The following is a 21,902-nucleotide window of genomic DNA, read 5'->3' on the forward strand; positions in this document are numbered from 1 at the left end:
TGTTCCCGGTTATCGGGCACTAGGATCGAACAGTTACGGGTGTATGCCTTACTTCCCAAAGGTGATATCAACTTCAAGCAGCTTGTCTTTCTCCTGCCCCAAAGTGACTGAACCTCCGAACAAGGCTGGAATGGACTCCAGTGGAGCGGCCATGATCCCGATCTTGTTCTCAACGGGGGCAGCCAGCTTGACCGTTTGTCCATCGAGCAGGGCTTCGTCCGAACCTACAGTCAGTTCCGCAACGCTGTCTCCCTTGGCGAGAGTAATCAATTTCTTATCGATATCATAATCGAAGGCAATCCCCAGCATCTGCGCATAGAGCTTGAGAGGAGCCATAATGACATTCCCAGTCGTTGGCGGAAGGAAACCGAAGCTTTGCGGCTCACCGTTCAGAGAGAGATCTATGGAATAGACTGTACCCTCCTCTGTATTAACGATTACATTCTCAGCCTGCCGCTTCAGCAGTTGGATCCCCTGTTCCAGGTTATCTGCTGTGACCAGATGGGTTCCTTTAGAGATTCCATCCACGATTAAGGAATTAACTACGCCGGAGTGATGGGACAGATCCTTGTAAAGATCAAGGTTATAGGTGATGTCGCTATCTGTCTGGAATTCATAAATACTAGCATTGGAATAGGAATTAAGCTTATCGAACATATAACGTTTCATTTCCAGCTGGTTGCCGTAGCGTTCCGGGTTGGTCTTATACCAGACCTGCTGCCGCAGAATCGAATATGGCGGATAGTAGAAATAAAACTTCGTTTCCGGATGGGCTTTGACTATGCTGATCACATTCTCATCAAAGGTTTGCTTAACAGAATCCAGCGGATCCTCATTATTTCCATACGCGACCTCCTTGTTCCGTGCTGACTGCCAGTTCTTAATGACTAAGTCGCGTCCATAGGTAACTGACTTGTCCCAGTTGTACAGTAGTTCAAGCGATGACAGCTGCAGGTTGGCTCGTCCTTCTGACTTACTCAAGGCTGTAAGCGCCGACTTAATATTAGTTTCATTGAAGACATATTTGTAATCGTTAAGCGGATTGCTATCGTACAGATATGCGGGGAATTCTTCATTCCCGGTTGCATTGTTAGTGCGGAAGGCGAAATAATCGATTCCCCATAATACTTGTTTGACCTGGCCTGTTTTGAAGGCTACTTTTGCAGTCTGATACTGCTCTCCGATGGTCGAGCCTTCAATAGACAACTTAAGAACGTCGCCCTTCAACTTCTCGCCTACATCAGAGGGGAGGAAATTCTCCGTCATGGAGCTGCCGAGAACGATGGTATCATATTTGTAGTTACGGGCAAGACCGGGATTCTGGTATCGTTCCTGCCAGGATAGTTTAGGAGTATAGAAGCTGGCCTTGCGGTAGAACTGCAAGGGATCGACAATATAACTAAAGGTACCAATCAGAACAGCGAACGCGATAACCATAGTTATAAATTGAAATATAAATTTTTTGTATTTCGTTTTTTTATGCCTCAATTCAATAAATCTCCTTTATCAGTTGAAATGGCCGGGATCAGAAGCTGAAATAGAGAAACTCGCTGATTTTGTTGAAATAGACGACAGCAATACAGAACAAAGCGGCGGCAAAAACGGCGGTTTTCCAGCCCGGCTTGAATCCTTCCAGCATCTGCATGGAGTTGCGGCATAGCACAGCCACAATCATGAAGACAGCCAGTCCCAATACAATCGTCTTGTCCAATGAAGCGATACCGATTCCGTTAAGGCCGACCATTCCTTTCAACACCTTGATGGCATTGTCCCAACTGGTTGCCCGGAAGAAAACCCAGGTAAGATTAATAAATTGAAAAGTGATAAACCAAGCTACCCATTTCGGCAGTTTGATGTTGGCTTTTTGCCAAATCCGGTGGATAAACTGGGCAAATCCATGCATGAATCCCCAGAAGACAAAGGTCCAGCCCGCCCCGTGCCAGAGACCGCCGATGAGCATGGTCAGCATGGAGTTGATATGGGTGCGGGTAGTTCCTTTACGGCTGCCGCCCAGAGGGAAATAGATATACTCCCGCAGGAAGCGGCTCAAGGTCATATGCCAGCGGCGCCAGAAATCCTGAATGTTCAAGGATTTGTATGGCGAATTAAAGTTGATAGGCAAAATGATATTAAACAGCAGGGCAACACCAATCGCCATGTCCGAATACCCGCTGAAATCATAATAGAGCTGAAGGGTGTAGGAAAGTGAGGTTGTCCAGGCTTGAATAAAATTCAACTGGGACAACACATCAAATCCATTGCTGGCTACGGGTGCAAATGAATCGGCGATAACCACTTTCTTAAATAACCCAATGCTCAGCAGAAAAAGGCCTTTGGCTACGTTGCTGTAATCAAAACGTTTGCCCCGTAAACGGTCGAACTGCGGCATCATCTCCTTATGATGGAGAATCGGACCTGCAATCAGATGCGGATAAAAGGTTACAAATAATACATAGCTGATCACATTATATTCTTTTGCCTTACCGCGATAAGCGTCGACCAGGTAAGCGATCTGTGTAAAGGTGAAAAAGCTGATTCCGAGCGGAAGCACGATCTTGAGCAATGGAACATCTGTATCGAACAGAGCGTTGACATTGCCGATAAAGAAATCGGCATATTTATAATAGATAAGCAGCAGCAGATTCATGATGATGGCGAAAGCCAAAGCTAGTTTGCGCTTTCGTTCCGTGGCATTCTGCATATGGGAGATGGTTCTGCCCATAAAATAGTTGAAGGCGATGGAACCCAGCAGCAGCGGAAGGTAGCGCACATCCCACCAGCAGTAGAAGAACAGGGAACTAAGCGCTAGCCAAAGCTTGCTGGCGTAGATCAAACGAAAGCGATTTAATAGAAAATAAACTATCACAGTAACCGGCATGAAAATAAATATAAATTCGTAAGAGTTAAACAGCACTTCTTCAAACACCTCTTCATAATTTTCGACTTCAAATAGCTGGTCTATGGCCCTAAGTTTCAATATACTAAAAAAACGTCTAGCGGGTAAGTCCTTACACGGCAAATAATAAGAAATAATCCTGAAAATTGACAAAAAACGATGTGCGGCAAATGTTCCATATTTTAGTTTTTTTGTCAAGTGACATGAGGCGAGCCGATATCAGGAAGATCTATTCAAAGATATGAGATTGCCGAATGTATAACATCTTGCCGGCATCATCAGCCAGTACTCCTTTATTCCCCCGACTGTTCACGCTGAAACCCGGCGATGGCCTCATATTGACTTTCCAGACTCCGGAAGACGGAAATATAGATGGGCAGCAGCTGCTTGTACACTTTGGCATGCTCCTGGATCGGCTGATGCTGATGGGTGGAGCCGATCATTCCGAATACATGATCAAGGGAGTCGATGCGCCGGATAGCATAAAGACCAAGCACAACTGCGCCAAGGCAGGAACTCTCGAAGCTCTCCGGAACGACAACCTCCTGATCGAAAATATCGGCCATCATCTGCCGCCACAGGGCAGAGCGGGCGAAGCCGCCGGTGGCGAGAATCTTGCTCGGGCGGCCAATGCGCTCCTCCATGGCCAGCAGCACGGTGTACATATTGAAAATGACACCTTCCAGCACTGAACGGATCATATGCTCCTTGTGGTGATTCATCGTCAGGCCAAAGAAGGAGCCCCTGGCGTCCGGATTCCATAGCGGTGCGCGTTCTCCAGTCAGGTAGGGATGAAAGAGCAATCCGCCGCTGCCTGGAGGCACCTGTTCGGCAATGCGTGTCAGCACTTCATAGGGATCAATGCCGAGGCGTTTGGCAGTCTCTACCTCGGAGGCGGCAAATTCATCACGTACCCAGCGGAACAGCATGCCGCCGTTATTCACCGGACCGCCGATGACCCAGTGTTTCTCGGTCAGGGCATAGCAGAAGATTCGCCCCTTGGGATCGGTAAGCGGACGGTCCACTACGGTGCGGATCGCTCCGCTGGTTCCGATCGTGGCAGCGATAACGCCAGGCTGTATGGCACCTACCCCAAGATTGGAGAGGACCCCGTCGCTGGCGCCGACAATAAATGGAGTAGAGGAGAGAAAGCCCAGTTCTGCTGCCAGCCCCGGGAGCAGCCCCTGCATGATATGGGTGGTAGGGACAGGGCTCGACAGGCGCTCCCTGGTAATGCCGGCAATGCTCAGCGCCTCTTCATCCCAATCCAGCTTCTCCAGGTTGAACATGCCTGTAGAAGAAGCGATGGAATGGTCGATCACATATTCTCCGAACAGTTTGGCGAAGATGTATTCTTTAATGGAAATGAATTTATAGGCCTGGCGAAAAAGCTCCGGCTGCTCTTCGCCAAGCCACATCAGCTTGGTGATCGGAGACATGGGATGAATAGGGGTTCCTGTACGCAAATATAATTCATGTCCCCCGAGCTCGTTCTTAAGACGGGCAGCACAAGCAGCGCTGCGGTTATCCGCCCATGTGATGCAGGCGGTAAGGGGCTTGCCCGTATTGTCTATGGCAATGACACTATGCATGGCTGAACTGAAAGAGACAAACAGCACCGCTTCAGCGGGAACAGCACTGTCCCGCATCACCGCCGCAATGGTTTGTGTTACTGCATTCATAATTTGTAACGGATCCTGCTCAGCCACAGATGGGGAGGGCTGGTGCAGCGGGTAACCCTGATTGGACTGTGCTGCGATTCGGCCATTTTCTTCGAAGAGGACTGCCTTAGTGCTGGTGGTTCCAATATCAACGCCGATCATATAGGATGTATTCAACGGTTAGTCCTTCTTTCTATTGGAAAATAGATACTTGGAACACTGGAAGCAGGGAATAAAGTACAATTATATAAGGTTATTATATTATCCGGTATACGCTGAGGCAAAATTCAGATAAATCTCAGGCTGGTGGTTAAGATATTATGTCTATGGTGTAAGGTTTTATTGACGCAAAAGGATGGATCATGATACGATGTTGCAAATGCTTTACTTTGCTACCACTGTACCATAGTAAAGTAAACGATATGTAAAACGATATATAACTTGCATGATATCTGATGAGGTGACTAATGAAGATGTCCAAACCTAAGGGATTCGAGAAGCCGGCTGGTGTGCGCGACTATCTCCCGCGTGCAGTAACGAAGCTGCGCAAGATTGAGAACGACGTGCTCCACTGCATGAGCCGCTGGGGATACCAGCAGATGATTACACCCACACTTGAATATTACGATACGGTCGGCGTGGCCAGTTCCACATCAGACCAGAAGCTTTATAAATTGCTTAACAACCGTGGTCAGGCCCTGGTGCTGCGGTCCGAAATGACAGCACCGGTTGCGCGCGTGGTTTCATCGTTACTGAAGGATGAGCCACTTCCGCTCCGCCTTTCTTATCATGCCAATGTGTTCCGGGCAATCGAAGAGGAAGCCGGCCGGGAAGCGGAGTTTTTCCAGACTGGTGTGGAGCTTGTAGGCGATGATTCGCCTGAGGCGGATGCCGAGGTCGTGGCGCTGGCCATTTCGTCGCTGCAGGCAGCGGGCGTCAAGTCTTTCAAAATCGCGATGGGACATGTCGGATTCCTGGACGGACTCTTCCAAGAGGCGGTCGCCGGACTGCCGGAAGCCCAGGAGGAGCTCAAGAGCCATCTGCTGAACCGCGATTATGTTGCTTTCCGGGAAACCCTCCGGCGGCTGGACCTGACGGAGGCCCAGAAGCGGGAGCTGGACGGGCTGCTGCGGCTGCGCGGCGGCAAAGAAATCTGCGGGCAGGCACTGGAGCTCAGCAGCCATCCGCTGGCCCGGACCTCTATTGAGCATCTGTGCAAGGTATGGGAGGTGCTTGTCTCTTACGGGGTTTCGCAGCATGTGCTGATTGATCTGACGATGATCGGAGATTTCTCTTATTATACAGGGATGACCTTTGAGGGTTATGCCTCCGAGCTTGGGTTCCCGGTATGCAGCGGCGGGCGGTATGATAATCTGCTTCAGCAGTTTGGGCGCCCGATTCCTTCGACCGGGTTCTCACTCAAAACGAACCGGATTCTGGACGGAGTATCCGGCATGCCGGAAGAGGTGGAGCGGCCGGTATTGATCCAGTACGATGCGCTGCGGCGGACCGAAGGGCTGGAAGAAGCCGCGCGGCTGCGCGCACAAGGCCGGATTGTTGTAACCAAGCTGGCAGCGGGGCCGGAAGAGCTGAAGACGGTGAAGCGGCTTGACACAGAGACGGTGGAAGCCGGCGGTGAGCAGTATGGTGAAATCTATACATTTGTGTCTTTTGTCAGCGAGCACGGCTAAGCGGAGAAATTGCGGCTATATAGATTGAACTTCTTCGGATTTCTACCGCTAATTGCGGTTAAGATCAGGAAATCCGAAGACAACAGCGGCCGGAAGTCCAAATTAAGTTCAATTTATATAGTGATCGGTATAGCGAGAGAACAGAAACGAACAAATTGCAGAGGGAAATGGAAACGGAGGCTAATGATGATGGCGCAGATACTGAAGGTAGCTATGCCGAAAGGCCGAATATACAATAAAGCGGCAGAGTTGTTCCGCCAAGCGGGGCTGCCGATTCCGCCGGATGGCGAAGAGTCGCGCAAGCTGGTGATCTCACTGCCTGAGGCGGGCATGGAGTTTATTCTTGCCAAGCCGGTGGATGTGCCTACCTATGTTGAATATGGTGTGGCGGATATAGGCATCGTGGGCAAGGATGTGCTGCTGGAGGAAGAACGCGACGTGTACGAGCTGCTTGATCTGGGCATCGCACGCTGCCGGATGTCCATTATCGGCCTGCCGAACTGGCAGCCAGGGATTCAGCAGCGGGTAGCGACGAAATACCCGAATGTAGCTTCGCGGTATTTCCGTGAGCAGGGCCAGCAGGTGGAGGTCGTTAAGCTGAACGGCTCGATTGAGCTTGCTCCGCTGATTGGCCTTGCCGACCGTATTGTCGATATGGTGGAGACCGGGCAAACCCTTAAGGATAATGGACTGGTGGAAATGAAGAGCATCTTCGAAATCACAAGCCGGCTGGTTGCGAACCGTGTAAGCTACCGGATGAAGAATGAGCAGATTCAGCAGCTATGCGACCGTCTGCAGGCAGTTATTGCAGAACCGGGGCTTCAGTTACAATAAAATGAGTGTGGATGTTCAAAGGGGGAACGAGCGGTGAAGGTCCAATCGAGCAGGGAATTTAATCTGCAGCGTGAAGTGGAATACGGAACGCCGGAGCAGAACAAGGCCGTGAAGCAAATCGTAGCTGACATCAAACAGGAGGGCGACGCTGCGCTGCTCCGCTATACGGAGCGGTTTGACGGGGCGGCGCTGACACCGGCGCAGCTGCGGGTAACCGCAGAAGAGCTCCAGGCGGCTTATAGCCGGGTTGAGGAATCGTTCGTAACCGCGATTCGTGCAGCCGCGGTCAATATCCGGGCGTTTCACGCCCGTCAGAAACGCAGCTCCTGGATGGATCTGCAGCCGGACGGTACGATCCTCGGCCAGATCATCCGCCCGCTGAAGCGGGTGGGCGTATATGTTCCCGGCGGCAAGGCAGCGTATCCGTCCTCGGTGCTGATGAACGTGATTCCGGCCCAGATTGCCGGAGTGCCGGAGATCGTGATGGTCACACCGCCGTCCACCGGCGGCAAGGACGGCATTGATCCTTACATCCTCGTTGCTGCGGCGGAAGCCGGTGTGAGCGAGGTCTACCGCGTGGGCGGCGCGCAGGCGATCGCCGCGCTAGCCTTCGGCACGGAATCCATCGCGCCGGTCGATAAAATCTGCGGCCCCGGCAACATCTACGTTGCCCTGGCCAAGCGCGAGGTCTACGGCGCGGTCGATATCGACAGCATCGCCGGGCCCAGTGAAATCGTCGTACTCGCCGACGAAACCGCAGAGCCGGCCTACATCGCGGCTGATCTGCTCTCACAGGCCGAGCATGACGAGATGGCCTCGGCCATCCTTGTGACGCCGTCGCAGAGCCTCGGAGAGGCCGTAGCGGCCGAGGTAGAGCGGCAGCTTCAGGAGCTGCCGCGCGAGGCCATCGCCCGCGCCTCAGTGGAGAACTACGGCGCAATCATCGTCGTAGACTCGATGAAGGAAGGCATCTCCGTAGTGAACCGGCTGGCGCCGGAGCATCTGGAGATTGTCGCCCTAGATCCCATGGGTCTGCTCGGCAGCATCGAGAATGCCGGAGCGATTTTCCTGGGACCGTACAGCTCGGAACCGGTCGGCGATTATTTCGCCGGACCGAATCATATTATACCGACCAATGGCACCGCGCGGTTCTCTTCGCCGGTGGATGTGGATGATTTCATCAAGAAATCAAGCCTGATTTATTACAGCAAGGAAGCGCTGCTGCGTGATGGAGCAACCATTATCGAGTTGGCCAGACGCGAAGGGCTGGAAGGTCATGCACGGGCGATAGAGATCAGGCTGGAGAATGAAGCGAAGGGCGGAGAAGAACATGGAGAATAACAATAACGAACAGGCTGTTCGCAAAGCAGGTCTTAGCCGTAAAACAAACGAAACGGATATCACGCTGTCCCTGGCTGTGGATGGAAGCGGCATTGCCGAGCTGGAGACCGATGTGCCTTTTCTGAACCATATGCTCGATTTATTCACGAAGCACGGCCAATTTGACCTTTCTCTGGAGGGCCGGGGGGATATTGATATTGACGACCACCACACGGTGGAGGATATCGGCATCTGTCTGGGACAGGCGCTCCGCGAGGCACTGGGTGACAAAAAAGGCATCAAGCGTTATGCGAGTGTGTTCATTCCCATGGATGAAGCGCTGGCCCAGGTGGTCATCGACATCAGCAACCGGCCGCATTTTGAATACCGGGCGGCTTATCCGTCGCAGCAGGTAGGCAGCTTCTCTACGGAGCTGGTTCATGAGTTCCTCTGGAAATTCGCGCTGGAGGCCCGGATTACACTGCACGTGATAGTACACTACGGCTCCAATACTCATCACATGATTGAGGCGATATTCAAAGCGCTGGGACGGGCGCTGGACGAAGCAACGCAGATTGATCCGCGTGTGAAGGGTGTGCCATCCACGAAAGGAGTGCTGTAGCATGACCATTGCTATCGTCGATTACGGCATGGGCAATCTGCACAGTGTCAGCAAGGCGGTGGAACGTCTCGGCTACGAGAGTCTTGTGACAGGCGATGCCGGGGAAATTCTTGCGGCAAGCAGTGTCATTCTGCCGGGCGTCGGTGCCTTTGGCGATGCGATGGAACAGCTGCGGAGCAGCGGGCTCGATCTTGTGGTTAAGGAGGCCGCCGCCGGGGAACAGCCGGTGCTTGGCATTTGTCTGGGCATGCAGCTGCTGTTCAGCAGCAGCGTGGAGCACGGTGAGCACGAAGGGCTGGACATCCTGCCGGGATCAGTGGTGCGGTTCGCCCCCCGTGACGGCTATAAGGTGCCACATATGGGCTGGAACAAGCTGAGCTTCCGGCAGCCGCAGAGCCCGCTGCTTGAGGGGCTGGAAGAGGGGCATGTGTATTTTGTCCATTCCTACCATGCAGTGGTTGGACAGGAGAACGATTTGCTCGCCGTAACCGATTATGGGCATCCGGTCACGGCGGTGGTCGGGCGGGACAATGTCTTCGGCATGCAGTTCCATCCGGAAAAGAGCGGGGAGCTTGGCATGAAGCTGCTGGGGAATTTTCTAAAGCTTAAGGGAGAGCGGGCGTAAGCCCGCTATAAATATATTGTAATGAAAGCGGGGAACGCCACATGTCTTCTTTTATCGTGTATCCGGCGATTGATATCCGGGATGGAAAGTGTGTAAGACTGCAGCAGGGTGATTACGCTCAGGAAACGATCTATAATGACAGTCCGGTGCAGGTCGCTAAATCATGGGAAGAGCAGGGAGGCCGGTTCATTCACCTCGTGGATCTGGACGGCGCGAAGGCCGGACATCCGGTCAATGACGCCATCATCGGTGCCATTTCCAAAAACGCAGGTGTGCCCGTCCAGGTGGGCGGCGGACTCCGCAGTCTTGCTGATGTGGAGAAGCTGCTCGGTCTTGGAGTCAGCCGGGTCATTATCGGGACGGCGGCCATCAATGACCATGCTTTTACGGAGGCTGTGCTCGCCAAATATGGTGATAAGGTAGCTATCGGCATTGATGCCCGGAATGGCTACGTAGCTACGCATGGCTGGCTGAACACCTCCGAGGTGCGCGCCGAGGATTTGGCTAAGGAGCTGGCAGCCAAAGGCGCGGAGACGTTTATCTACACGGATATCTCCCGTGACGGGATGATGCAGGGTCCGAATATCGAGGGAATCGTGGCCATGGCTGCTGCCAGCGGCAAAACCGTCATCGCCTCCGGCGGCGTTACGAGCCTTGACGATCTGCTGCGCCTGAGCGTACATAGCGGCAGCGGAATCGGCGGAGCGATTGTAGGCAAAGCGCTGTACACCGGCAACATCAAGCTTCCCGAGGCGCTGCAGGCGCTGGGACGTCCAGCAGGACAGCTGTAATATAGGGCAAAAAATTGATCGAAGAGAATTCGAGGCGGATGCCCTCAGAACCCTTTGAAGGAGGGACTTCATAATGTTAGCCAAACGTATCATCCCCTGTCTGGATGTGAAAGACGGGCGGGTAGTCAAAGGCGTTAATTTTGTCAATCTGCGCGATGCCGGAGACCCGGTGGAGCTGGCGGCGCTGTATGACCGTGAAGGTGCGGATGAACTGGTGTTCCTGGATATTTCCGCCTCGGTGGAAGGACGGGCGACCATGGTTGAAGTGGTCCGGCAGACGGCTGGCGAGATTGCCATTCCCTTCACCGTTGGCGGGGGAATTTCCACTCCAGACGATATGAAGCGGATTCTGCGTGCGGGCGCGGATAAAATCGGCATCAACACGGCGGCGGTCAACAATCCGCAGCTTATTCTGGAAGGGGCCCGCCGCTTTGGCTCCCAGTGTATTGTGGTGGCGATGGATGCCAAATATAATGAGGATTGGGGCGAATGGGAAGTGTACACGCATGGCGGGCGCAAGCCTACCGGCATCCGTGCGCTGGCCTGGGCTAAGGAGGCCGAGAAGCTGGGCGCCGGCGAAATACTGCTGACGAGCATGGATGCGGACGGGACCAAGGACGGCTTTGATTTGAAGCTGACCGCAGCGGTCTGTGATCTGCTCAGCATCCCCGTAATTGCCTCAGGCGGTGCGGGCAAGATTGAGCACTTTTATGATGTATTTACTGAAGGCAAAGCCGATGCGGGACTTGCGGCGACCATTTTTCACTATAAAGAGATCGCGATTCACGATTTGAAGACAGAACTGAAGCAAAAAGGGGTAGAGATCCGATGAGCCAAGAACAAGAGAATAGAACCCTGATCCAACAAGAAGCAATCGAAGGCATCCGCTGGAATGAATCCGGTCTGCTCCCTGCTGTCGTGCAGGATGCCGGCACTTTGGAAGTATTGATGTTTGCCTATATGAATCCGGAGTCGCTGCAGCTCTCGCTGGAGAGCGGCCAGACCTGGTTCTGGAGCCGTTCACGCAGTGAATTGTGGCATAAAGGGGGAACCTCGGGCAATACCCAGGCCATTACCTCGATCCATTATGATTGCGACAGCGATACGCTGCTCGTAAAGGTTATACCGGAGGGACCCGCCTGTCATACCGGTGAAACCTCCTGCTTCTTCCGTGAGATTCCACTGAATGCTTCGGCAGCAGCAGCGGCACCAGTCGCTAAGGCAGCTGAGACAGAGCCTTCTGCAAACCTTGCAGATAGCGGACGTTTTGCTGTACTGGGTGAACTGGAGCGGGTCATTGCCGAGCGGGAAGCCGAACGTCCGGAGGGTGCTTATACGACCTATCTGTTTGACAAAGGCGTCGACAAGATTCTGAAAAAAGTAGGCGAAGAGGCTTCGGAAACGATCATCGCCGCCAAAAATAAAGACAACGCCGAGCTGCGCCTTGAGGTCAGCGACCTGATCTATCACCTGCTGGTGCTGCTCCAGGAGCGCAAGCTTCCGCTCGATGAGATTCTGGAGGAACTGAGCGCCCGCCACGAACGGCCGCGCCGGGACTAAGGGGGCTTTCCGCATGCATATTGATTACCATACCCATCATGAACGCTGCGGTCATGCGGTAGGGAAGCTGGAGGAGTACGTGCAGCGCGGCATAGCGCTGGGGCTTCAGCAGCTTGGGTTATCCGACCATTTGCCGCTCATTCATGTCAATCCGGAGACCTATTATCCTGAAATGGCCATGCCGCTTGCCGAGCTTCCGCGTTACGTGGAGGAGTGCCTGAACCTGAAGGAGCGCTACCGTGGTAAGATTGAGCTGCGGGTGGGGCTGGAAGCCGATTATATCGAGGGCTATGAAGAACAGATTCGTGAGCTTTTGTCGCCCTATCCTTGGGATTATCTGATTGGTTCGGTTCATTTTCTCGGGGAGTGGGATATCACGGATCACCGGCAGACCCATGGCTGGGAAGGCAAAGATGTAATGGAGGTATACCGCAGGTATTATGATGCTGTGCGGAAGTCGGCGTTATCGGGATTATATGATATTATAGGACATATGGATGTAATCAAACGATTCGGCTATGGTCCGCAGACACCGGAAGGCAAAGCTGAGGTTAGAGAGCTGGAGCTGGATGCACTGAGGGCAATTGCAAGCAGCGGCATTGCCATGGAGCTGAATGCTTCCGGGCTGAGCAAGCCCTGCGCGGAGATGTTTCCGGCAGAGCATGTGCTGCAGCAAGCGCTGGCACTCAGTATTCCGCTTACCCTGGGCTCTGATGCCCATGATCCGGCAAAGCTGGGAGATGGCTTGCAGGAGGCGCGAAGTCTGCTGTGGCGCACTGGTTTCCGTGAGCTGGCGGTATTCGAAGGACGCCGCCGTACATCCGTTCAGTTTGAACTATAAATTATGATCCCCAGGAGGGTACTATGCATCATCATCAATTGCGTATTTTTTCCGGTTCGTCGAATCCGAAGCTGGCCGCAGATATTGCGGAGCGTCTGGGCGCCCCGCTGGGCCAGATTAAGCTGACCCGCTTCAAGAGCGGCGAGATTTATGTGCATTATGAAGAGAGCATCCGGAACTGTGACGTATTTTTGGTGCAATCCCTCGCACACCCGATCAATGAGCTGTTCGTTGAGCTGCTCGTCATGATTGATGCCGCCAAACGTGCATCGGCAAGAACTGTGAATATCATTGTGCCTTATTACGGATACGCCCGGCAGGAGCGTAAATCTGCTCCACGTGAGCCGATTTCGGCCAAAATGGTCGCGGATGTGCTTACGACTGCAGGAGCGACCCGTGTCATTACCATCGACCTGCATGCAGCGGCTATACAAGGATTCTTCAATATTCCGGTCGATCATCTGACGGCGCTTGATCTGATCAGCGGATATCTGAAGGTGAAGGGACTTTCCGATCTTGTGGTAGTTTCGCCGGATGCCGGGCGTGCTTCCATGGCGGAGAAGCTGGCCAGCCGGCTGGATTCACCGTTCGCGATTATGATCAAGAAACGTCCGGCCCATAACGAATCAGTAATCACGCATGTTATCGGCGATGTTGAAGGACGAACGCCGATTATTATTGAGGATCTGATCGATACGGGCACGACGATTGTGAATGTGGTGGAAGGCTTGAAGGAGCGGGGAGCCAAGAACAGCATCGTGTGCGCAACTCACGGTTTATTCTCCGGTGACGCGCTTGTACGCATGGACCATCCCAATATAGATGAAGTAGTAATCACGGATTCCATCGCGCTTCCGGATGACCATTCCAACCGCTTTAAAGTGTTGTCCGTTGCACCTATGCTGGCTGAGGCGACACGCATTATCATCGAAGGCGGTTCTATAGATAAGTTGTTCAGAGACGCGGGGATTTAATTTCCCGCGTCTTTTTGTTGATGTTCTCATTCATTCCGGTGAACCTCTCACGGCTGCAAGCTTTTTCCCTCCAAATGGTTTCCCTTACGCTTGAGAATCTCCCTGCCACATGTGGTATACTATTTGGAGACAGTCGGGACCATAAATGGAAACGAAAGAACACTTAAGATGGGAGTTCAGGGTGCCGCAAGGCGCCGCTCTCCTATTTTTCGTGAGGATAAGGAAGCTTACAAAGGGAGGTGCCTTGCTTCCATGATTGAGAGAACTTCAGAGAATGTTACGGAAGGCAGTAATGTTATTTCCGTCACTCTGGATGCCAATTTTTTCTTTGAAAGAGCCGTACGGTCGCTGGACCGCTTTCAATATGATAAGGCATTAAAGAATTTTCGCAAAGCTGTTGAATATGAACCGGAAAACCCTGTGAATCATTGCAACATGGCGGGTATATTATCTGAGATGGGCGATTATGAAGCATCGAATGATATTTTGATCCATGTGCTGGAGAAGATTGACCCTGCAATGACGGAATGTCATTTCTATATGGCTAATAATTTTGCCAATATGGAAAGTTTTGAAGAGGCCGAGCGGTCGCTGGTCACGTATCTCGAGGAGGATGCGAGCGGCGAATATCTGGCAGAGTCCGAGGAACTGATGGAGCTGCTGCAATACGAGCTGAACCGTCCTGCCCCGCTGATCCGGATCCGCAGCCGTGAAGGCGTGGTCGAGCATGACCGGGCCCGCACGCTGCTGGAAGAGGGGAAGTTCCCGCAGGCAGTTAAGATGCTAGAGGAGATCACTAAGAATACCCCGGACTTTCTGGCGGCTCATAACAATCTTGCACTCGCCTACTTCTACATGGGCCGTTTTGCCAAAGCGAAGGAATGCCTGTCCGAGGTGCTGGAGCAGGATCCCGGCAACCTGCATGCGCTTTGCAATATGGCCATCTTCATGCAGTATGCGGGAGACAAGGAACAACTGGCGGTCTTGCTGCGTATGCTTGAGGCGACAGTGCCGTTTCATCAGGAGCATGTGTTCAAAATGGCCACAACGATGGGCATTCTGGGCAGACACAGAACAGCCTATGGCCATTTCCGCCGCCTGCTGAAGGATGAAGAGGTGGGCGGAGACGCGGGTCTCTATCATTATTGTGCAGCGGCCGCCAGCAACAGCAGCCTGTACAATGAAGCGCTGCGCTGCTGGAGACAGGCAGCCAAGCTGGATCCCGAATCGGCTGTGCCGGGCTTCTTCCTGTCACAGCTGCAGGGGGCGCAGGCCGAAGGCAGACCGATGCCTCTTGTCAGCTACAACTACCAGCTGCCATTTCAGGAGCAGCTCAAGCAGTGGCAGGGCAACACGGACAGCTTTACCGAGGAAATGCGGAACAATCCGCTGCTGCGCGCTTCGTTCTTCTGGGCGCTGCGTTATGGTGATGCCAACACGAGGCTGCAGGTGACCGAAGCGCTGCGCTGGATCGAGGACGAAGAGATGTCCAAGGTGCTGAACGGGCTTCTGGCGCAGGAGCCGCTGCAGGAAGATAAGCTGCAGGAGGCGGCGCTGCTCAACCTGCAGCGGCTGATCGGCAGCAGCCCGGATGCGAGTGCTGCTCCCCAGGAGGAGCTGCTGCCGCTAAGCCATAAAGGGCCGCCGGAATGGAAAGAAGACTGGCAGCGGATATTGGACCATACGGCATCAATGATGGACCGGCGGTATGATGCCATCCAGAAGAAGGACGCCGAGCTCCTATGGAAGCAGTTTGTTAGCGATTTGTATCCCGATGTGCCTTACTTCCGCCATACGGGGGGCTGGGCCGCAGCTCTGGAATATCTGACTGCCAAACTGCATGACCGGCCGATTACCTATCGCGAGGTGGCCCAGCATTATGGGGTTTCTGCCTCCATGGTAAGCCGGTATGCACGCCGTATCAGCAACGAATGTGATATTCCCGGGAGCTTGCCCGGGCAGGAGACCCTGCCCTCGTCAACGGAGAATATCTAGATATTTGCAATATTACTGCAAGGAAATATAAGCAAGGAAGTATAAAGTGAGTATTATACTGCATCCTTTATATTATTCACCTGAAACGCATCTTGGCTTCCTAGAAGCCCTACAGCCGTTTCTTCCAAATAAATAACCCACTTGTAAGGAGGCCAAAGTGATGTACAAAACGATTGTAATCGGAACAGGCCCGGCCGGGCTGACTGCCGCGATTTATTTGGCGCGTGCCAACCTTAGCCCGCTCGTGATTGAAGGCTTGCAGCCGGGGGGACAACTGACAACGACGACAGAAGTGGAGAACTTTCCAGGCTTTCCTGAGGGAATCCTCGGTCCTGACCTGATGGATAACATGCGTAAGCAGGCGCAGCGCTTTGGTGCGGAGTTCAAGAACGGCTGGGTGGAATCCGTGGATTTCTCGCAGCGCCCCTTTAAAGTAACTGTAGATGGACTGGGTGTGCTGGAGGCCGAAACAGTTATTATCTCGACTGGTGCCTCGGCCAGATATTTGGGCATCCCGGGTGAGCAGGAGAATGTAGGACGCGGGGTCAGCACTTGTGCAACCTGTGACGGCTTCTTTTTCCGCAACAAAAAGATTGTCGTGGTCGGCGGCGGCGATTCCGCAATGGAGGAAGCCAGCTTCCTAACCCGGTTTGCCTCCAGCGTAACCTTGGTTCACCGCCGTCCGGAGCTTCGTGCTTCGAAGATCATGCAGGACCGGGCGCGCGACAACAGCAAGGTAGCCTGGGCGCTTAACCGCACGCCGCTTGAAGTAACGGTCGGCGATGCCGGGGTTAAAGGGCTGACAGTCCGCAACAACGAGACAGGTCTTGAAGAACTGGTGGAAGCGGACGGTGTATTTGTAGCCATTGGACACACACCGAACACAGCGTTCCTGGGCGGGCAGATTACTACCGATACCAATGGGTACATTGTGGTGAATCCGGGTACGACGGAAACGAACATTCCGGGTGTTTTCGCTTGCGGCGATGTACAGGATACACGTTACCGGCAGGCAATCTCCGCAGCGGGAACCGGTTGTATGGCGGCGATGGATGCCGAGAAGTTCCTGGAGGGCACCATGGTGCATGACTGGAGCGAAACGCTGGATAAATAAGTACAGCTTCTTCTAAAATATCTATTGAATAGGCAAGCCGGCTGGTCCCTCAATCAGGGACCAGCCGGCTTTTTCTTTTATCTTCAGAGATGTGCGGACCTTCGGATTGAACTTTTTTTCACTTAGTGATTGCAATCACTATTGCCCCCTATCGGCTATGCTAAGCTGTTGTTGAGAAGGATTCTCAGTAGGGAGAAGATGCATATGAACAAAGTGCTGAAGATGGATGAATCCATATTCGAGCTGGTGAGCCGGCATCCCGAGGTTGTGGACATTATGACAGAGCTGGGCTTTCAGGATATTGCCAAGCCGGGAATGCTGCAGACCGCAGGCCGTTTCATGACCTTGTCCAAAGGAATCAAACTGAAGAAAATGAATCCGGACGCCGTAAAGCTGACGTTTCAGCGCCATGGCTTCGAGATTCTTGAATAGAGATTATCTGCAAGACGATATGATAAAAGGAGGCGGAATTCCAATGAGTGAACTAATTAACAACCGCGAAGTAGATGTGCCTGAGCAGACACGCCGGCAGGCGATGCTCAAAGAAATTATAAAGGAACTTCATGCCGGGAAAAGTGTGGAAGAGGTCAAAGCACGCTTCGCAGAAGCGGTAGGCGATGTTACGGTGGCGGAGATTTCCGCGATGGAGCATTCACTGATGACGGAGGAGGGTATTCCTGTAGCAGAGGTCCAGCGCCTGTGTTCGGTGCATACGGCCATTTTCAAAGGCTCCATTGAGCAGATTCACCGTTCCTCGAAGCCGGAGGAGCAGCCTGGTCACCCCGTGCATACCTTCAAGCTGGAGAACCGCGAAATCGAACGTCTGGTCAACTTCCGCCTGGAGCTGCATGCCGGTAAGTTTCTGAAGAACGCCAGTGAAGAAATCATCTTCAAGCTGCTGGAGGATCTCAGCCTGCTGCTGGATCTCGACAAGCATTACAGCCGCAAAGAGAACCTGTTGTTCCCGTATCTTGAGAAATACGGAATTTATGGCCCGACCAAGGTTATGTGGGGTGTGGACGACGGCATCCGCGCGATGATAAAAGAGGCTAAAGCTGCACTCAGCCAGTATAACGGCCAAGCCGAGGACATCGGAGTTATGCTTACGAACATCATCCAGGAAGTAAATGAGATGATCTTTAAGGAAGAAAATATTCTGCTGCCGATGGCGCTCGACAAGCTGACCGAAGATGAATGGGTCAAGATAGCCAGAGAAAGCGACGAGATCGGCTTCTGCCTGACTGCACCGGAGCAGGAATGGATTCCTGAGCGTGCTGACGAACCGGAAGGAGCTGCAGTGCAGAGTGAAGCTGTAGGCGAAAGTCCGCAGGGCTTTATCCGTTTCGAGACGGGCCTGCTGTCGCTCCATCAACTGGAGACCGTACTGAACCATCTGCCCGTCGATTTAACGTTCATTGATGAGAATGATGTAGTCCGCTATTTCTCACATGGCAAGGAGCGGATTTTCGCCCGGACCAAAGCGGTTATAGGCCGCACGGTGCAGAACTGCCATCCGCCGCAAAGTGTGCATGTGGTCGAGAAATTACTGGAAGACTTTAAGGCAGGCCGCAAGGATGCCGAGGATTTCTGGATTGCGATTAAGGATAAATTTATCTACATCCGTTATTTCGCCGTTCGTGATGAAGCGGGCCGCTACATGGGTACGCTGGAGTTCACACAGAATATCGCACCGATTCGTGCGCTGGAAGGGCAAAAACGCATATTGTCAGAATAATGACAAGATTGATTTACTACACCTGTTCCTCGCCGGTTAACCCGGCAAATCCACCTGACTTCCCGCCACTAAAGGCCGGGAAGTCTTTTTTGCAACCGCAAAAACCTGTTTTAGTTCTAATTAATCCCGGCTCTGCATTTCTTAACTATGCCATGTGCATTGTCCATGAATCTTGCCTGGCCAATAAATTCATGTGCTCTGGATAGCTTAGCTTTCAAATTAGCCGGGTGTGTCGCCTTTCCTTGACCGCAGAGAAAGCTTCTATTATAGTGGGTACGTAGGATTAACTATTTTAGCATAGAAAAAGGTGGCTTGTTACATGTCTGAAAATATCTACGTTGGCGTGGATTTAGGTGGAACCACGATTAAGGTTGGAATCTGCAATGCCGAGGGGAATCTGCTGCACACTTATGAAGGTCCTACAGGGACTGCGGATGGCGTCGATGCCGTCATCGATAACATCGAGAAATATGTGCGCCAGATTGTGGAGGACTCTCCATACTCTTGGGATCAGCTTGCCGGTGTAGGAGCGGGCCTTGCCGGCTTTACGAACATTCGTGAAGGAATCATCATCCTTGCGCCTAACATAGGTTTTAGAGATGTGCCGATCCGCTCCATTCTGGAGAACCGATTGAACAAGCCTGTGAAAATAGACAATGACGCGAATGTGGCTGCACTGGGCGAAGCCTGGAGCGGTGCGGGACGCGGCATTGAGAATTGCGTCTGCTACACACTGGGAACGGGTGTTGGCGGCGGCATTATCATTAACGGTAAGGTGTATCAAGGATTTGCTGGTCTCGCAGGTGAACTGGGCCATATCTCTGTAGTGCCAGACCTGGAAGCGATCCAGTGCGGCTGCGGCAATATGGGTTGTTTGGAAACCGTTTCCTCTGCTACGGGAATTATCCGTATGGCCAATGATGCTGTAGCACGCGGGGACCGCACCACTCTGTCATTGGTAGAGAAGATTGCGGCGAAGGAAGTATTTGATGCGGCAAAAGCGGGCGACGAAGTTGCAATTCGTATTGTTAACCGTGCAGCGTTCTATCTGGGCAAGTCCATTGCGGCGGTAGCTGCGGTGCTTAACCCTGAAGTGTTTATCATTGGCGGAGGTGTCTCCAAGGCGGGGGATATTTTGTTTGACGAGGTCCGCCGTGTATTCGCCAAGCTGACTCCCGAGCCATTGCAGAAAGGCGTTACCATCGTTCCTGCGGAACTGGGGAATGACGCTGGTATTATTGGGGCTGCCGGCCTTTTGTTGCGTTCTTAATAAGCTGGAATTATTCATATACTAATTTTAGGGAGGGGACGCTTTAATGACCGAATTGGAGCAATCTCCGTCGGCTAGTGCCACCCTGATCATTATTACGGGTATGTCGGGTGCAGGCAAGACCATTGCTGTACAAAGTCTGGAGGACCTCGGGTTCTTCTGTGTCGATAATCTGCCGCCGGTGCTGATCCCGAAATTCGCCGAGCTGATTGAGCAGTCGAAGGGGAAAATTGCCAAAGTGGCGCTCGTAATTGATCTGCGGGGGCGGGAGTTTTTTACGGCTTTGTCAGAGTCGCTGGCCTACATCAAAAACGAGTCAACCATCGGCTGCGAGATTCTGTTTCTCGATGCAACGGATTCTGTGCTTGTCCAGCGCTACAAGGAGAGCCGGCGGCATCATCCGCTGGCTCCCAAAGGGATGCCGCTTGACGGCATCCGGCTGGAGCGCCAGATGCTGGAAGAGCTGAAGGATTCCGCTACACTGTGTCTGGACACCAGCAGCATGAAGCCGGTGCAGTTGAAGGAGAAGATCGTATCGCGGTTTTCGCATCTTGGAAAAAGCACACTCTCCGTTAACATTACCTCGTTCGGATTCAAGTATGGCATTCCGATCGATGCAGACCTCGTATTTGATGTCCGCTTCTTGCCTAACCCACACTATGTGGATCAACTGCGGCCCAAGACTGGCCAAGACAGCGATGTCTACGATTATGTAATGAAATGGCCTGAAACGCAGACGTTTCTGACCAAGCTGCTGGATATGCTTCATTTCCTAATTCCGCAATACCGCAAGGAGGGCAAATCCCAGATTATTATCGGCATCGGCTGCACGGGCGGCAAACACCGTTCGGTAGCGATCGCGGAATATTTGGGCAAAATGCTTGGAGTTAGCGAGACGGAATCCGTAGCGGTTAGCCATCGGGATTCCGAGCGTGATCGGCATTAACGAGAGAAGGGATCATTAGTGGCTGAAGAACAAGGGCAGCGTCCGCGTATCGTCGTGATGGGCGGCGGTACCGGTCTATCTGTCATGCTTCGCGGTTTGAAGGAAAAGCCGCTTGATATTACGGCTATAGTTACTGTGGCGGATGACGGGGGCAGCTCCGGTATTCTGCGCAGCGAGCTGCAAATGCCGCCGCCAGGCGATATTCGCAATGTGCTCACGGCTATGGCTGATGTAGAACCGCTGATGGCGGAGATTATGAAATACCGCTTCAGCAGTGGAGAAGGACTGGCCGGACACAGCCTCGGCAATCTTATTCTTGCGGCGCTTACGGATATCTCCGGTGACTTTGTCACCGCTGTCCGTGAGCTTAGCCGGTTGTTCGCCGTTCGCGGCAGAGTGCTGCCGGCTGCTGGGCACGCTGTGGTGCTGCATGCGGAGATGTCGGACGGCACGATTATTACCGGCGAGTCCAAAATCCCGGAGGCCGGGGGACGGATCAAACGCGTCTTTCTGGAGCCTGCTGATGTGGAACCGCTGCCGGAGGCGCTGGAGGCCATCCGTAATGCAGATGCCATCCTCTGCGGCCCCGGAAGCCTGTATACCAGCATTCTTCCCAACCTGCTGGTGCCGAAGCTGGCGGAGGCTATTGTAGAATCCGAAGCGATTAAGATCTTTGTCTGCAATGTGATGACCCAGCCGGGTGAAACGGATAATTACACGGTCAGTGATCATCTTCAAGCGGTGTATGATCATGTCGGCCTGCACTTATTCGATTACGTTATTGTCAACGACGGGGAGATCCCAGAGCAGGTTCAGGTCAAATATGCGGAAAAAGGCGCCCGCCCGGTGCTGCTTGACCGGGATGTGCTGGACGGCAACGGTTATAAGGTCATTGCGGATAAGCTAGTCTTATTCAAGACTTATCTCCGGCATGACACGAATAAACTCAGTCACCATATTTACCAGTTAGTGAAGGACTGGAAATCCAGATAGTTCTGGTTTGATTTTTGGATGAACATGAAAGAGG

Annotated in this window: 20 protein-coding genes; 17 read left to right on the forward strand and 3 right to left on the reverse strand. The window is 52.9% G+C overall.

What is annotated here, in order from left to right:
- Nucleotides 1–48: 48 nt before the first annotated feature.
- From NST99_RS00695 to gntK, 3 genes are all read right to left on the reverse strand, one after another.
- Nucleotides 49–1,488, reverse strand: coding sequence for a copper amine oxidase N-terminal domain-containing protein (locus NST99_RS00695; protein ID WP_341089123.1), 1,440 nt, complete (start codon nt 1,486–1,488; stop codon nt 49–51).
- A 37-nt stretch (nt 1,489–1,525) separates the two neighbouring features.
- A complete protein-coding gene (locus NST99_RS00700; RefSeq protein ID WP_038584612.1) occupies nt 1,526–2,914 on the reverse strand; it encodes an MBOAT family O-acyltransferase in 1,389 nt (462 codons plus the stop codon).
- Between the two features lie 275 nt (nt 2,915–3,189).
- Nucleotides 3,190–4,719, reverse strand: a complete 1,530-nt coding sequence (gntK, locus tag NST99_RS00705; RefSeq protein WP_445745010.1) for a gluconokinase — start codon at nt 4,717–4,719, stop codon at nt 3,190–3,192.
- Nucleotides 4,720–5,030: 311 nt separating this feature from the next.
- Here gntK and NST99_RS00710 point away from each other — a divergent pair, with 311 nt between their 5' ends.
- The 17 genes from NST99_RS00710 (at nt 5,031) to NST99_RS00790 (ending at nt 21,868) form a co-directional block, all read left to right on the forward strand.
- Nucleotides 5,031–6,248: an ATP phosphoribosyltransferase regulatory subunit gene (locus NST99_RS00710; RefSeq protein WP_341089125.1), complete on the forward strand. Its 1,218-nt coding sequence runs from the start codon at nt 5,031–5,033 to the stop codon at nt 6,246–6,248.
- 189 nt (nt 6,249–6,437) lie between these two features.
- Nucleotides 6,438–7,082: an ATP phosphoribosyltransferase gene (gene hisG, locus NST99_RS00715; protein ID WP_341089126.1), complete on the forward strand. Its 645-nt coding sequence runs from the start codon at nt 6,438–6,440 to the stop codon at nt 7,080–7,082.
- Nucleotides 7,083–7,115: 33 nt separating this feature from the next.
- Nucleotides 7,116–8,423, forward strand: a complete 1,308-nt coding sequence (gene hisD, locus NST99_RS00720; protein WP_341089127.1) for a histidinol dehydrogenase — start codon at nt 7,116–7,118, stop codon at nt 8,421–8,423.
- Complete coding sequence (gene hisB / locus NST99_RS00725; protein WP_076113252.1) at nt 8,413–9,024, forward strand: imidazoleglycerol-phosphate dehydratase HisB; 612 nt, start codon at nt 8,413–8,415, stop codon at nt 9,022–9,024. Before hisD ends, hisB begins: the two co-directional genes overlap by 11 nt.
- Nucleotide 9,025: 1 nt before the next feature.
- Nucleotides 9,026–9,649: an imidazole glycerol phosphate synthase subunit HisH gene (gene hisH / locus NST99_RS00730; RefSeq protein WP_341089128.1), complete on the forward strand. Its 624-nt coding sequence runs from the start codon at nt 9,026–9,028 to the stop codon at nt 9,647–9,649.
- A gap of 41 nt (nt 9,650–9,690) precedes the next feature.
- Nucleotides 9,691–10,440: a 1-(5-phosphoribosyl)-5-[(5-phosphoribosylamino)methylideneamino]imidazole-4-carboxamide isomerase gene (hisA, locus tag NST99_RS00735; RefSeq protein ID WP_341089130.1), complete on the forward strand. Its 750-nt coding sequence runs from the start codon at nt 9,691–9,693 to the stop codon at nt 10,438–10,440.
- Nucleotides 10,441–10,513: 73 nt separating this feature from the next.
- The gene (hisF, locus tag NST99_RS00740) at nt 10,514–11,272 is read left to right on the forward strand and encodes an imidazole glycerol phosphate synthase subunit HisF (RefSeq protein ID WP_341089132.1); all 759 of its coding nucleotides are present in this window, start codon (nt 10,514–10,516) and stop codon (nt 11,270–11,272) included.
- Nucleotides 11,269–12,000 (forward strand): bifunctional phosphoribosyl-AMP cyclohydrolase/phosphoribosyl-ATP diphosphatase HisIE, encoded by a 732-nt coding sequence (gene hisIE / locus NST99_RS00745; RefSeq protein WP_341089133.1) that lies wholly within the window; start codon nt 11,269–11,271, stop codon nt 11,998–12,000. The genes hisF and hisIE overlap by 4 nt, the downstream gene beginning before the upstream one ends.
- A gap of 13 nt (nt 12,001–12,013) precedes the next feature.
- Nucleotides 12,014–12,841, forward strand: coding sequence for a histidinol-phosphatase HisJ (hisJ, locus tag NST99_RS00750; RefSeq protein WP_341089134.1), 828 nt, complete (start codon nt 12,014–12,016; stop codon nt 12,839–12,841).
- A 23-nt stretch (nt 12,842–12,864) separates the two neighbouring features.
- Nucleotides 12,865–13,815 carry a ribose-phosphate diphosphokinase gene (locus tag NST99_RS00755; protein WP_341089136.1) on the forward strand — a complete coding sequence of 317 codons (951 nt, stop codon included), beginning with the start codon at nt 12,865–12,867 and terminating at the stop codon, nt 13,813–13,815.
- Between the two features lie 252 nt (nt 13,816–14,067).
- Nucleotides 14,068–15,810 carry a tetratricopeptide repeat protein gene (locus NST99_RS00760; RefSeq protein WP_341089138.1) on the forward strand — a complete coding sequence of 581 codons (1,743 nt, stop codon included), beginning with the start codon at nt 14,068–14,070 and terminating at the stop codon, nt 15,808–15,810.
- A 160-nt stretch (nt 15,811–15,970) separates the two neighbouring features.
- A complete protein-coding gene (gene trxB, locus NST99_RS00765) occupies nt 15,971–16,924 on the forward strand; it encodes a thioredoxin-disulfide reductase (RefSeq protein WP_038584642.1) in 954 nt (317 codons plus the stop codon).
- A gap of 204 nt (nt 16,925–17,128) precedes the next feature.
- Nucleotides 17,129–17,356 (forward strand): DUF1858 domain-containing protein, encoded by a 228-nt coding sequence (locus NST99_RS00770; protein ID WP_038584645.1) that lies wholly within the window; start codon nt 17,129–17,131, stop codon nt 17,354–17,356.
- Between the two features lie 43 nt (nt 17,357–17,399).
- A complete protein-coding gene (locus NST99_RS00775; protein WP_341089139.1) occupies nt 17,400–18,659 on the forward strand; it encodes a DUF438 domain-containing protein in 1,260 nt (419 codons plus the stop codon).
- A gap of 319 nt (nt 18,660–18,978) precedes the next feature.
- Nucleotides 18,979–19,929 (forward strand): ROK family glucokinase, encoded by a 951-nt coding sequence (locus NST99_RS00780; protein ID WP_341089140.1) that lies wholly within the window; start codon nt 18,979–18,981, stop codon nt 19,927–19,929.
- Nucleotides 19,930–19,975: 46 nt separating this feature from the next.
- Nucleotides 19,976–20,875, forward strand: coding sequence for an RNase adapter RapZ (gene rapZ / locus NST99_RS00785; protein WP_076113245.1), 900 nt, complete (start codon nt 19,976–19,978; stop codon nt 20,873–20,875).
- A gap of 57 nt (nt 20,876–20,932) precedes the next feature.
- Nucleotides 20,933–21,868, forward strand: a complete 936-nt coding sequence (locus tag NST99_RS00790) for a gluconeogenesis factor YvcK family protein (RefSeq protein WP_179091833.1) — start codon at nt 20,933–20,935, stop codon at nt 21,866–21,868.
- Nucleotides 21,869–21,902: the final 34 nt, after the last annotated feature.

Origin of the sequence: Paenibacillus sp. FSL L8-0470 (genome assembly GCF_038008625.1) — a bacterium.
Taxonomy (GTDB): Bacteria; Bacillota; Bacilli; order Paenibacillales; family Paenibacillaceae; genus Paenibacillus_AQ.